Here is a 13,519-nt window from a genome sequence, read left to right as displayed (position 1 = left end):
GACTAGAAAGGGTGGGAACAATGAAGTTTATTTTTGATCTGGACGGGACGATCTGCTTCAAGGGTCAACCGATCTCAACAAACATTTTGGATAGCCTGCTTGCACTCGAACAAGCGGGACATACCGTAGGCTTCGCCTCCGCAAGACCGTGTCGTGACATGCTACCTGTCCTCGATGAGCGGTTTGCCAACCATCTCCTCATTGGCGCGAATGGAGCAATGACACATCACCATGGAAGCTTGCAGGGCTGCGTGCCGATCCCGGATCGTTTGGCACATGAAATCATCAGCATTCTCGATGATTATCGCGCGCAGTATTTCATCGATGACTCGTGGAATTACGCACATAATTGTGTGTCGACCCATCCCTTTTTGAGCTATATCGATCCCAATCGGACAGCCAGCCGAGTAGACGTGGATCAACTGAATGCCGTGCTGAAAATCCTGATTTTATCGTGTGACCGTTATGAAGAATTGATGGCGAGAATCAAGGAGCTCGACGTCACGCTGCATTATCATTCGGCAGAAGGCATTCTCGACCTTACTTATCGGGGAGTGAATAAATGGGCTGCCCTGAATCGGTTCGATGTGGCAGGGGAGCCGTTCATCTGCTTTGGAAATGACATGAATGATTTGCCACTGTTTGAAAAAGCGCATCATTCCGTATTGATTGGCGAGTACGAACCGTTGCTTGCATTGGCAAAGGAAAAAATCGCCGTGGATGATCAAGTGGAGCAATCGATTGTCGCAAAATTGCGAGAGCTGGGCGAGATGTATGAGTTAGCTCTTCCGTAAACCGAAAAGGAGGCATCAAATAATGAATCCATTATTGGAGAAGAGACATCAGGCACTGCGCGAAGCAGAGACCAAAGCCGAGTTTTTATTTGCCACAATCGAAGAAAAGGGCATCATTCGCAGCGGTGTGACGGAAAAAGATATCAACAGGGAGATTTACGAGCTGGCCTTTCAATTGTTCGGGATCAAAAAATATTGGCATAAGCGAATTGTGCGAGCGGGAAGAAACACGCTGTTTCCGTACCGAGAAAATCCACCGAACTTGACTGTCTCTCCCGAGGATATTGTCTTTCTCGATTTCGGGCCCATTTTTGAGGACTGGGAAGCCGATCTCGGGCGGACGTATGTGCTTGGAAATGATCCGGTAAAACAAAAGTTGCGCGACGATATTGAAAAAGCGTGGGACGAGGGCAAGGCTTACTTTTTGTCTAAGCCGGATATTACGAGCAGCGAGCTGTTTACTTACGTGTGCGAGCTAGCTAAACAATATGGCTGGGAGTTCGGAGGGCCGCACGCAGGGCATCTCATCGGCGAATTCCCGCATGAAATAATTCAGGGGGAGGATATCGTCAACTATATTCACCCTGACAATCACAAGCCAATGAGTGAGCCAGATCATAACGGACACCCACGAGATTGGATCTTGGAGGTTCATTTTATTGATCGGGAACGAGAAATTGGGGGATTTGTAGAGAAGCTGTTGACGGTAGAGTAACAAGAAATAAGAAAACGCCTTTTCCAATCAGGAGAGGGCGTTTTCTATGTAACTTTTCTTTGGCTAACTAATACATCACCATGTTCCCGGTCTTTTTCATATGCTTCTCCGCTTGCTTCAACAACACGACGGTCGCTGTCACGAGCACCAGCAGAACAGCGGCTAGAAGTCCCATACTCGGCAGCATTGTTTGCAACGACGCTCCCTCCATCAGCAGCTCGCGAATCAACTGAAGCGCGTAGGTCAGGGGAAAGCAAAAGGAAATGACCTTGGCCCAAACCGGAAAGGCCATCGGGGGCAGACGGACACCGGAAAAGATCAGCATCGGCTCATCCAGCACGGTGTACAGAAAGCTCGAATCGCGTGAAAACAGAAAGAGCACACAGAGAAAGCCGCCCCAGACGATGGCCGATACCAGCAAAATGAGGAAGGCAAGTGGAGGTGCCCACCAGCCGCTCAGCTGAATGCCATCGACAAAAAACAAGGCTAACAGGACAAAGCAAAAGAACAGCCAGACCCCCTCGATCAGCGAGGAAAGCGAACGCCCATACAGAAAAGCGAGCCGGTTGACCGGGCTGATGAAGATCATTTCCATGGTTCCTGCTTGCCGTTCGAAGCTCATTTGCCATGACGACTGCACCAGGCACCAATAAAAGATATAGCCTAAATAGCCAGTCAACAGGAACAGCGGCAACTGTTCGTAGCTGATGAACCGGGCTAGCGGGGAATCAGCTCCCATCCGGAACGGAGCAAACGAATAATACGCGGTAACGAAATTGATGACGGGCCAGACCAAGAGCGAGAAGTAGATCATTTTGCTGTGAAACGAATGGCGATGCTCCTTGATGATTTCGGCCAAAAGCAGGCTGCCTAGCTGTTTCATGCGCCCCTCCGATCTGCCATGTGCAGGATGACGTCCTCCAGTGATGGCTGTTGCGTGGAGAGACGCAAGACAGGGGATTGGTGAGCAGCCAAGAGGGAAAGCAGCGGAGTCGTCATATCCGTTTTTCCCCGTAACGTCACTTCCCAGGTCTGCTCGTCTGTTTCTGCGATTTCACGCGAGCCGCCGTAATCATGAGCCAGCTGGCGCAGATCGTAATCGAGCGAGTCGGAAAGAGCGGGGATCACTACCTGCAAGGCGGTATCCAGGTGGAGCGATTTGGTCAGGTGCTCCGGTGTATCATGCGCTACAAGTCTTCCTTTATCGATGATGTATACCTCGTCGCAAAGCTCTTCTACCTCATGAATGTAGTGGCTGGTCAACAGAATGGCTTTTCCATGCTGAGAAGCGAGCTCACTTACATGCTTGCGAAGCTGTCGGGCGATGGGGGCGTCCAAGCCGAGAGTCGGTTCGTCAAGGAACAGGTAGCTCGGATCATTGATCAGGCCGCGGGCGATTTGCAGTCGCTGCTTCATGCCTTTGGAATAACGCTCGACAGGGGTGTTGGCCGCCTCATACAGGCCAACCTGCAAGAGCAATGAATCGATCCGATTGCGCAAGGCCTGCCCTTGCAAACCGTACAGACTGCCGAAGTATTGCAGGTTTTCTCGCCCTGTCAGCCGCCAGTACAGCATGCGCTCGCCCCCTGCGATCATGTTGACCTTGGCTTTGACGAACCGATCGTCCTTTACCACGTCATACCCGTCTACCGTGATCGTGCCGCTGGTTGGGGTGAGCAGTGTGGAGCACATCTTGATCGTTGTTGTTTTCCCTGCGCCATTAATGCCTAACAATCCAATGATTTTGCCGGGTACCATGCGAAAAGACAGATCAGCGACTGCCTCGACCTCTGTCCATTGCTGGCGAAACCAGTCTTTTTTCTCCTTCACCCGGTATACCTTCCGTACATTTTCTGCAATCAACATGATCCTTGTCCTCCTCGTTATCCAAAAATCGATTCCATGACGCGTTTTTCCATCCGACGTATACCCCACACCCCGATGACGAGATAGATGAGGGACAGGGCTGCCATATGAAACAACTGTGGGGAAACAGCATGCAGCGGCGCTCCTTGAATCACGCATTGCCGAAAAGCATCCAGCGCAGGCGCGAGCGGCATGATGAGACCGAGCGGTTGCAGCCATTCAGGCAAGTACGGAATCGGAAACGTCACCCCGCTGACAAAGGCCATCACGGCAAACAGCGTGTTTTGTGTGATGTACGTATCGCGGAACCAAAGCATGAGACTGCCTAATACGAGCGCCTGGCAAAAGAAAGCCCCTGTAGACAATATCCAGACAAGGACGGCGCTCCATACGTTTGTATGAGAGAGCGTGAGTCCGAACAACGCCCCTACAAGTACAATCACCGAAAATTCAAACAAAGTACGCATGAGCTGTTGGGCGACATTCCCCAAAAAGTACCCCCTGCGCAAGGACGGAGTGAGCAAAACCGCCTCCAAGGTCCCTTCCCGTAGCTCCGTAATGAGTGAGCGGCTGACATTCATCAAGGTCGAGACGGCAAACGCATAAAAAGCTCCGCCGAGGATGGCGTACGACAAGTAATCGGATGAGCCGGTGAGATGTGCGAAGTTCTCGTCCAACTGCCCGGCAAATACATAGTGATAGGCGAAGAAGGCGAACAGCACCGTATACACCCCGGAAAAAATGTGGCCGATGACAAACGACCACGGATAGGCACGAATCATTACGCGGGTATTGCGGATAAAGGTAGCTTTGGCAACATGAAGCACGTTATTTCCTCCGTTCTGGGGGATGTGATGAAGCAGGTGGAAAGACAAGGCCGGGAACAGGCATATCGATGAACTCATGCAGATCGACAGCGAGTTGTTCCAGCCGTGATGCAATCGCGCGGTAAAACACATACCGTCCCCGCCGTTCACTCCAGATAAAGCCTGTGTCTACCAACAGATTCAAGTGCTTGTTGACGGCAGGCTCACTGATGTTGTGCAGGTCAGCCAACTGCTGCGTGCAGTAAGGATGAGCCAATAACGATTTGAGAATCGCCGTCCGCGTCGGATCACTGAACACCTTCATTTTGTTGATGAAGTCAGCGGGAATCACCGAGGTGGATCTGGTGCCGGGAACGTCAACGGATAAGCCCACCGAGATGTGGTTATCGTAAATGCCGAGCAACAAATGCGGCGAGACAAAAGTAGAGACACGCAAATGGATACGAGCTAGCTCCGAATAGCCAAATGTGTACGTTTTTGCTTTATGAAATTGCAAGAAGTCTTCGTGCACCTTCAAGCGCGGGTGTACCTGCGACAAAAAAGGAATCGGATCAAGCTTGATCTGCTCTTGTGCTTCATGTACGGCGCGGACGAGCCATGGTTCAATCCGCCGTTCTTCTGTCTGGAAAATAGGCAGGTAGTCGTAGCAAAACTCCAGAAAACTGCGCTTGGTCGAGAGTGGATGGCGCAAAAGCTCCCGATGCTCCGGTTTTAGTTCATCAAAAATCTCGTCCGTACGTCCTTGCATCCAAGCGTGAAGTTGTCTGGGATGATAGACGGGACCGATCATGAGTTGGGCAAACTCGCCTGCATCCATCGCCTGTACACGCTCCAATGCGGCCTCAACAGAATGCTCAAAGCACTCCTCCCAAGGCGCCAGGAAGTCCATGGCATCGAGAAACTGATTGGACATGGAACTAAAATAGTGAAGCTTTTTCAAGAGCGGGGCAGGTAAAGCAGTGAGCAACTCCTCCGCCCAATGCAAGCGGGAGGTGTGATGCTCCGGCTTGGCAAGCACATGGAGACTTAAGAAAAACTCATAGCCGGGTATGTATGCGACATGAAGATGCTTACGCAGCCAGTCAGGTAAATCTTGCACCGAGCATCCTCCTTTCTTGTTCAATTAACCATCTGGTGAATTCAATTTGAGAGTGGGCAAAATTGAAGAAATTATGCCGGAGGGGCATCTCGATGTCAAGAGAAAAAGAAAACAACCACGGCTAACGGGTAGCACGTGGTTGTGGAACGGTATTACGTTTCGGAAAAACGAGGGCCGAGCGTCTGCACGGCTTGCTGCATTGCTGTCAAATCCGCTTCGGGAAGCGACTGCTCCTGATAGCGATATTGCTGATAGTAACGTGTGATGCGAGCAACTGCATCCAGCTGGCCTGCATCTAGCAAGGACTGTTCGCGCAGGCGATTGAAAAACTCTTGGGGTGTCTCATGCAACTCGATTGGCATCCCTTGCTTCTCCATGAGGACGAGGAATTGATAGTAGGCGTACCTGGTGGGATCATCCTCTGGGCCAACGGGCTGTTTGAACCATTTAGCAGAGTCTTCCTCAGCACTTTCTTTACTGGAAGAGGGGGGAACAGTGGTTAACACAGTGTTTTGTGCAGCCGCCACTTCTTTTTCCCGCGTAATCGTCCCTTTGAAGCGCTTCTTCCATATGTATCGGCCGAGCAGGATCACACAGGTGAGGATGAAGGCAATGATTAAGTATGGCTGCAGAACAGAAAAGAGTGATTCTCCGAGCTGTATCTGTACCGCGGGATTATCTGCTTTTTGCCCTGTACTTTCCATGAGTATCTTCATGCCTGCCTGTTTTTGGTTCGCCCTCTCGTACAAACGTTCAAACAATTCCACAATGAAAATAAGCACAGGCTCAAAGAGCGTATACAGTCCAGCGCTGACAGGTCCTTTTATCCAACTCCAGATCCAATAGAGGAGACCAAGTACGATAGAACCGCCAGCCAAATAACCTGCGATCAAAAGAATACGAGTGCCAAGCACTTGGCTGCCGAGTAGCAAGCTAATGCGAGCAGGCAGCCTCGTAGAAAGCGATCCTTCCCGCAGCACGAACGCCACAATCGCCATCAAAATATAGCTGAGAGTAATGAGGACGAGCATGGAAAAAGAGGCTGCGAGCGAATAGGAACCCGGGTCAACGATAGAGGTGTAAAGTACTGCTATCACGAGCTGTAACAAGCCCGCCATCAGCGCCAGAACAAATCTGCGTTGCAGACTGTCATGTCGATAGCCTTCCGATGCAGCACTTTGTACTCTCCAAAAATAAACAGCAGCCAGTATAAGCGCGATGAGCCAGGAATCGTAGAGATAGAAGCTGCCCATTCCTATGACAAACACAAGGGGATACAGCAACAGATGGAGCATAAAGCGACCGCCACCACTATGGTACAGCCAGCTTCCCGCCATGAGCAGGATCGCTGCGACTAGGCAAAACGAGAGCAGTTGACCAAAGCCTGCTGTCATATACCCAAATAAGATCAGGAAAACGCCCGTCAGCATGGCCTCCAGCCAAAACGCGAGCGTCCAGCGGCCCATCAAGGAGAGTGTCATCCCATCATCACGCTCCTTTTTTTCAAGCGAGCATGCTCAAAACGCTGGATGGTGACAGGGTCAGAAGAAATATCCAGCACCGCAACCTGATGACCGCGTTGAACAAGGCGCTCCGCCGAGGCTTGTACAGATAGGTCCATTCGTGGTGTCACAATGAGAATGGCTCCCTTCCCAGGTGCCCCCTCTAACCGGCGAAGAACAGTCGTCAGTGGCGTTGTCACAAAATGATGGATTTGCGCCAGTTGAGTCATGACGTGCAGGTGGTGCGCCTTACCACTTCCCGCAGGCAAATGAAAATGCTCACGTCCTCGTTGCTTCACCGTGAGGTACAGTTCGTATCCGACTGATTTTCTCCTGCACAGGCCAGCCAAAGCCGCAAGACACGAGATCGTCCGTTCATTGGTGGTATCGTTGTACTTTTGCATCATCGGTTCATAGGAGGGCAGGATATGCCCGACGATTCGCCAGTTCGGATGGGCTGTATACTCGAAAAGACGCGTCTCTAGTGAGCCTGTTTTGGCGGTTGCCTTCCAATGGATATGCTTGAAACGGTCGCCTGGCATGTACGACCGAACGCCACGCTGAAAAGTGACATCGTCCTGTTGGCGCTGACGAGAAAGCCGATTCCCGTCCGGTTCCGTTTCAGCGAGCACGACGGGAGAAAGAACAAGAGGCAACGGATAGACCAGCAAGGAAAAGGAAATCGACAATGTCATAGCGGTAGGCTCCTCGCCCAATAACGGCAATGTCTCGGATTGAACATCCGTCAGCCAGACCGTGCCTCGCTTGTTCGGGATGAGAATCAAGGTGCGTGTGGCACTTTGTCGCATCGGCAGATCAAACCGCAGGCGAACGCTCGTCCGATGATTGAGGATTCGCACCTCGTCTGCACCTTCCACAAAGACATGCTCCGGCAGTGTGAAGCGAAGCCAGGTAGCAGGCAATGGTAGCCACGAATGATTATGCAAGCGAACTGTAACGTGCACGGGTGTCCCTGACAGGACACGCGTTTGATCACTGGACCATTCGAGTGACACCCATTTGGACATGGACTTGACCCACCAATCTTGTGCAGCGGGGAGAAAAAAGAAAAAGCCCCCAAACAGAAAGAAAAACCAGTGGCCGGAAAAAACGGCGAAGAGCAGCGATACAAAACCGATTACGTGAAAGGTTTGCTTGGTGATCATAGCGCTACACGCTTTCTTCGACGGGAGCGGGGACGCTGGTCAAGATTTGCTCCACGACTTCCTGCTCTGTCACATGCAGCTCTGCTTCCATGGAGAGGCGAATGCGGTGAGCTGCCAAACTTGGGAACACCACTTTCACATCATCCGGCAAGACATAAGTACGACCAGAAACGAACGCGTAAGCCTGAGCGGATCGCAACAGGGTGAGCATGGCGCGCGGACTAATGCCCACCTCAACAGAACGATGCTGGCGAGTCGCTTCCGTCAGATCGATGACATAGTCTTCCACCGGTTGGCTGACATGAACGGTCGTGACCTCGCGTTGCAGAGCCGCAATTTGCTCGACAGTGATGACCGGCTCGACGGCCTCTAATGGGGAGCCACTGCGGAATCTCCGCAAAATTTCTTTGGCATCCTCTCGCGTACCGTAGCCAAGAGACAGCTTGAAAAGGAAGCGGTCCAACTGTGCTTCCGGCAATGGATAGGTTCCTTCCGATTCAATCGGGTTTTGGGTAGCAATGACCAGCATGGTCGATGGAAGTGGCAGGGTGACGCCTTCGATCGTAACTTGGCGTTCCTCCATGCATTCCAGCAAGCCGGATTGAGTCCTGGGAGTGGCCCGGTTTATTTCATCTGCGAGCAAGACATCCGCAAAAACAGGTCCCTTGCGCAGTTCGAATTCACTTGTTCGCTGATTGAATACGTGTAGACCGACGACATCAGATGGCAGTAGATCCGCAGTAAATTGCAGGCGGTTGTAAGAGCCGCCAATCGCTTGCGCCAATGTTTTGGCAAGCACGGTTTTTCCCATTCCGGGCAAGTCCTCCAGCAATACGTGACCACGGGCGAGCAGGGCCGTTACCAATAGGCGGATCTGGCTTTCCTTGCCCACGATGACGCTGCTGATAGCATGCTGAAGGTTATCCAATGTCGGATGAGTCATGAAAATTCTCCTTTTCCCATTCAAAATTTAGGAGTCATACGGTTTTTATTATATATGGAATATCCTGTTAGTTACAAATTTTCGAAATAGTATTCCCGCCAGCGCGGCAAGCACGATGACGGCGCCTACAGAGATGTAAAGAGGGCGAATCCCTACCTGATCGCTCAGCTGTCCACCAAGCCAAATACCGACGGGCATCGTCGCACGCACGATGAGTAGGCGGACAGACAGTACACGCCCCATTAGCTCGGAAGGAACGTGAAGCTGATACAGGCTTGTGCTATGTACTTGGAAAAAGGGAGCAAACAGACCAGCCAGTAGTTCGACGGTGATTGCGAGCCAGAGGTCATGGGTAAAGCCTATCGCAACAAAGCTTGAGCCGCCTAATACCAGTGATCCCAACATGATCAGGGGTTGCCCAAGGCTGCTACGGAAGCGAGGCACGAGCAAAGAGCCGAAGAAATATCCCAAAGGATACCCAGCCAAAAACAAGCCTACATGAAACGAAGTGCCTTGCAGCTCGCCAGCTACAAAAGGCAGGTTTAGTACGAGTGTGACTCCGACAGCAAATTGGACGAGAGCTGAGTACAGGCCAAGCCAGAGCAAAAGGGGCTTCTGCCAAAAAATCGCAAGACCGGCCTTAAACATAACGAGCCACGATTGCTTCTTGTTGGCGGTATCTGCTGGGGCGATTGGACAAAGAACCAGAAAGAAACTGCTGAGTGCATAGCTGATCGCGACCAATGCGAGTACAGACTCACCACCGATACTCGCCACGAGAATCCCTCCCAACGGAGGTCCTGTAATCAAGGCAATTCGTAGGACACTATCCAAATAGGCATTGGCTTGGAGGAGCTGCTCTCTTTTGACCAGAGCAGGGAGGAGCGACTGGCTGGCTGGCACATACAGCGGTTGAACGAGACCGTTGATCAAGGCAGTGAAATACAAAGGCCAGAGTGATTCTGTCCCGGAAGTAATGACCGCAAAGGACAAACAAAACGCAGCAGCTCGCATCCATTGAGAAAAAATCATGACACGCTTCTTGTCGAATCGGTCGATGTACGGTCCGGCAACCAACTGAATCGCTAGCGACGGCAAGAAATACAGCAGCCACATCTGTCCGACCGCACCTTGTGAGCCTGTTGCCTGATAGATTAACCAGCTATTGGCGAGGGTACCGAGTGAGGCGCCGAGTTCTGATATGAGCTGACCGAAAAGAATCCAACGATAAGAACGCTGCTGCCAGACAGAGGCTTGTACCGCGGTTTGGTTCATGGGGTGCTCCTGTCCAGGAATTCATCCCACATCAGGGGGAGCTTGTCCAGCGTATGACGGCGGAGTCTGTAACGGGAGCCTGCCGTTTCAACGAGATGGGCAGACCGCAGCATGGACAGGTGATGGTGCACTGTCGATTTCGCCATGGAGAGTTGATCTGTTATCTCTTGCAGACTCAGGTCCTTTTCCGCCAGCATTTTGACCATGCGCAGCCTATGCTCATCACCGAGTGCTTTTAAGGCTTGCACCAGTGAAGGGGGTGGCTGATTAGGATCTACAGCATCGTGCAAATTTTCGTCGGCAACAGGGTAATAAAAAATTTTCGTCCCGACAGCATCAGCCTGTACGGTCCACGGGCGATAGATCGCTTGTGGAATCAGCAGTACGCGTGTCACGGCAGGCTCAGGGAGGTAGCTCGATCCCGTCGCATACTCCACTAAGGCTTCCGGGTTGAGCTTTCCTAGCTTGCTTTGCTTTTGCGACCAATCCCTTTCTAGCATGCGAACGATTTCTTCCTCACGCGGCTTGATATGAATGATATACCAGCCTTCCATCAATCGGAGAATATGACTCCGCAGCTCTTCTGCATCAACGGAAGTAATATGACCGATATACGCTTCAAAAAAGAGGTGCGCACGGCACGCTTCCTGCAACACGGTGCAATCCTCCTTGTTTCCTTGTGCAGCCTTTCGACGTGCTTCCTGCATATTTTCACCTAGATAAGGGAGGGCCTCATATCGGAGCTGTTCTGTTGAGAGCTCTCTGACATAGGAGAGAAATGAATCCACATCTGTGAAAGGGCAAAGATCGAGCAGTTGCAAAAGCGTCTTCCACGTGTTGTGCTCCTTCGCATAGTCGACTTCTTGCCGTACAGAAGGTGACAGCTCGTCCAACAGTTGACGCCAGTAGGCAGGAGGGTGTTCCATCGTGTGATGCAATTGATCGTAGGTAGCGGCAGCGATTCCCAAGGCTGCTTCGAATAAAGGAGAATACGAGATCTCCACGCGATATGTTGTCCGTTCACTTCCGATATTTAAAACTTTCACGTCTATCCACTCTCCCAAAATTTTCTTGAATGATAGTATTATAAAAACATCGAATGAAAAGTTCAATTATTTTCGAACGAAAATAAAAAAGTAAAAGAAGAATCACAAACCTCTATCCAAAGAGATCACGTGATTCTTCTTTCCTTGTAAAGGTATGGTTAACCTACCGTAGATAATTGCAACGCACGCTGCAAGGCTTGCTCCAGATCAGAGATGATATCGTCGATTGATTCTGTGCCGACGGAGAGGCGAATGAGTCCCGGAGTCACTCCGGCTGCTGCCTGCTCTTCTTCTGTCATTTGCTGATGTGTTGTGCTAGCTGGATGAATGATGAGTGACTTGGAGTCCCCGACATTTGCGAGATGGGAGAACAGCTTCACTGATTCGATCAATGTTTTTCCTGCCTCAATGCCACCGCGAATTCCAAAGGTCAGGATCGCGCCAGCACCTTTTGGCAAATATTTTTGTGCCAATTCATGCTGGGAGTCTGACTCCAGCCCTGGATAGCTCACCCACTCTACGGCAGAGTGATTGGTGAGGAATTGAGCTACTGCCAAGGCGTTCTGGCTATGCCGCTCGATGCGCAGATGCAGTGTTTCTAATCCTTGCAGGAACAAGAAGGAGTTGATTGGGGCGACAGCCGCTCCGATATCGCGCTGGAGCTGGACGCGCGCCTTGATAATATAGGCGAGTGGACCGACTGCCTCTGTATAGACGACACCATGGTAGCTTGGGTCAGGTGTAGTCAGACCTGGGAATTTTCCGTTGTTCCAGTCGAATTTTCCGGAGTCTACGATGATACCGCCAATTGCTGTTCCGTGGCCGCCGATGAATTTGGTGGTGGAATGCACGACAATATCGGCCCCGTGCTCAAAAGGACGGCACAAAATCGGAGTCGCGAAGGTGTTGTCCACGATCAAAGGCACGCCATTTTCGTGGGCAATATTGGCGATCGCCTCGATATCAGCGACATCAATGCGCGGGTTGCCGATCGTCTCGCAGAACACGGCTTTTGTTTTTTCATTGATATAGGCACGGAAATTTTCCGGATTGGATTGATCAGCAAAATGAACCTTGATACCGAGGCGGGGAAGAGTGTGGGCGAACAGGTTGTAGGTACCACCGTAGAGGCTGCTGGAAGCGACGATCTCGTCTCCTGCATGCGCAATATTTAAAATGGCGAATGTAATGGCAGCTTGCCCGGATGCGGTCGCGAGTGCGCCTACACCACCTTCGAGCAGGGCAACACGCTTCTCAAACACATCCTGTGTCGGATTCATGATGCGTGTATAGATGTTCCCAAACTCTTTTAAGCCAAACAGGTTGGCAGCATGCTCCGTATCACGGAAAACGTAGGAGGTCGTCTGATAGATCGGAACAGCACGTGAGCCTGTTACAGGGTCAACCTCCTGTCCACCGTGTACCGCAAGTGTTTCTGGCTTCCATTGTTGTTGATCGGACATGTCCATCTCTCCTTTTACTATGGGAAATCGGCTAATAAAAAACGGAGCATTCTCCTGAGAAGAAGAAGGCTCCGATCATGCACGGGCTTGTGTTCATCTCTCAGAATCACTGGATTCTGCAGGAATTGGCACCATGCAGCTAGTCTGCTGGTTGCCGGGTTTCGTAGGGCCTGTCCCTCCACCGCTCTTGATGAGAAAAGTTGTTGTCGTAATTGTATGAAAATATCCCCTCGCTGTCAACGCATAATAGGAAGTTATCAGGGAGGTTTTTATGTATATATAGATTCACTCATGCCATTAATTTGTAACGCTTTTGCCTCAAGCTGTTCACATCCCGTGTGGCTACTGTCGCAGCCAAATAGGAGATAATGGTAGAAAATAGGGAGCATGGATGTATGGTGAAGCCAAGTGCTCTTCGCGTTAGAAAAGTAAAAAAGCGTGTGATATCATGGAGGTGGTTACAACTGATCTGATCGTACATATAGGAGGATAAATAGCGATGAGCCATGGAGTAAAGGAAATGACACCACAAGAGCTGTTGGAAAAGCTGGAAGCCAAAGAGGAACTGCAAGTCATTGATGTACGTGAAGTAGATGAGTGGAATGCAGGTCACATTAAAGAGGCTAAGCTGATCCCACTCGGCTTTTTGCCGCACCGTATCGATGAGCTGGATAAGAACATTCCGATTGTGATGGTTTGCCGCAGTGGTGCCAGAAGCAATACAGCTACAGAGTATTTGAGTGCACAAGGGTATGACGTGGCGAATATGGTTGGCGGCATGCTCGCATGGCCAGGTGAAGTGGAACAGTAAGAAGGTATAGAA

General features: G+C 51.0%; 13 protein-coding genes and 1 riboswitch. Of the genes, 3 read left to right on the top strand and 10 right to left on the bottom strand.

Annotation, left to right across the window (positions count from 1 at the left end):
- Positions 1-20: 20 nt before the first annotated feature.
- Positions 21-794: an HAD-IIB family hydrolase gene (locus ACFVS2_RS28505; protein WP_390239688.1), complete on the top strand. Its 774-nt coding sequence runs from the start codon at positions 21-23 to the stop codon at positions 792-794.
- A 22-nt stretch (positions 795-816) separates the two neighbouring features.
- Positions 817-1,509, top strand: coding sequence for a M24 family metallopeptidase (locus tag ACFVS2_RS28500; RefSeq protein WP_390239687.1), 693 nt, complete (start codon positions 817-819; stop codon positions 1,507-1,509).
- A gap of 67 nt (positions 1,510-1,576) precedes the next feature.
- On the opposite strand, the gene ACFVS2_RS28495 is transcribed toward ACFVS2_RS28500, so the two are convergent.
- The 10 genes from ACFVS2_RS28495 to ACFVS2_RS28450 form a co-directional block, all read right to left on the bottom strand.
- Positions 1,577-2,392 (bottom strand): ABC transporter permease, encoded by an 816-nt coding sequence (locus ACFVS2_RS28495; RefSeq protein WP_048036170.1) that lies wholly within the window; start codon positions 2,390-2,392, stop codon positions 1,577-1,579.
- Positions 2,389-3,375, bottom strand: a complete 987-nt coding sequence (locus tag ACFVS2_RS28490; protein WP_390239686.1) for an ABC transporter ATP-binding protein — start codon at positions 3,373-3,375, stop codon at positions 2,389-2,391. The genes ACFVS2_RS28495 and ACFVS2_RS28490 overlap by 4 nt, the downstream gene beginning before the upstream one ends.
- 17 nt (positions 3,376-3,392) lie before the next feature.
- Positions 3,393-4,202 carry an ABC transporter permease gene (locus ACFVS2_RS28485; RefSeq protein WP_173621280.1) on the bottom strand — a complete coding sequence of 270 codons (810 nt, stop codon included), beginning with the start codon at positions 4,200-4,202 and terminating at the stop codon, positions 3,393-3,395.
- A gap of 1 nt (position 4,203) precedes the next feature.
- On the bottom strand, positions 4,204-5,301 hold the full coding sequence (locus ACFVS2_RS28480) for an ArsR/SmtB family transcription factor (protein ID WP_390239685.1): 1,098 nt from the start codon (positions 5,299-5,301) through the stop codon (positions 4,204-4,206).
- Between the two features lie 152 nt (positions 5,302-5,453).
- Complete coding sequence (locus ACFVS2_RS28475; protein ID WP_390239684.1) at positions 5,454-6,782, bottom strand: DUF4129 domain-containing protein; 1,329 nt, start codon at positions 6,780-6,782, stop codon at positions 5,454-5,456.
- Complete coding sequence (locus ACFVS2_RS28470; RefSeq protein ID WP_390239683.1) at positions 6,779-7,969, bottom strand: DUF58 domain-containing protein; 1,191 nt, start codon at positions 7,967-7,969, stop codon at positions 6,779-6,781. Before ACFVS2_RS28470 ends, ACFVS2_RS28475 begins: the two co-directional genes overlap by 4 nt.
- A 4-nt stretch (positions 7,970-7,973) precedes the next feature.
- Positions 7,974-8,912, bottom strand: coding sequence for an AAA family ATPase (locus ACFVS2_RS28465; protein ID WP_390239682.1), 939 nt, complete (start codon positions 8,910-8,912; stop codon positions 7,974-7,976).
- A gap of 48 nt (positions 8,913-8,960) precedes the next feature.
- Complete coding sequence (locus ACFVS2_RS28460) at positions 8,961-10,187, bottom strand: MFS transporter (protein ID WP_390239681.1); 1,227 nt, start codon at positions 10,185-10,187, stop codon at positions 8,961-8,963.
- Positions 10,184-11,233, bottom strand: coding sequence for an ArsR/SmtB family transcription factor (locus ACFVS2_RS28455; RefSeq protein WP_390239680.1), 1,050 nt, complete (start codon positions 11,231-11,233; stop codon positions 10,184-10,186). The genes ACFVS2_RS28460 and ACFVS2_RS28455 overlap by 4 nt, the downstream gene beginning before the upstream one ends.
- Positions 11,234-11,391: 158 nt before the next feature.
- Complete coding sequence (locus tag ACFVS2_RS28450) at positions 11,392-12,696, bottom strand: homocysteine synthase (RefSeq protein WP_390239679.1); 1,305 nt, start codon at positions 12,694-12,696, stop codon at positions 11,392-11,394.
- A gap of 90 nt (positions 12,697-12,786) precedes the next feature.
- A riboswitch (SAM riboswitch) is annotated at positions 12,787-12,893 on the bottom strand.
- A gap of 302 nt (positions 12,894-13,195) precedes the next feature.
- Between ACFVS2_RS28450 and ACFVS2_RS28445 the strand changes: the two genes are divergently transcribed.
- Positions 13,196-13,507, top strand: a complete 312-nt coding sequence (locus tag ACFVS2_RS28445; RefSeq protein ID WP_007721173.1) for a rhodanese-like domain-containing protein — start codon at positions 13,196-13,198, stop codon at positions 13,505-13,507.
- Positions 13,508-13,519: the final 12 nt, after the last annotated feature.

Source organism: Brevibacillus sp. NPDC058079 (assembly GCF_042885155.1).
Classification (GTDB): domain Bacteria; phylum Bacillota; class Bacilli; order Brevibacillales; family Brevibacillaceae; genus Brevibacillus.
Note: the sequence above shows the minus strand (reverse complement) of the source record. Positions and strands in the feature narration are given on the sequence as shown.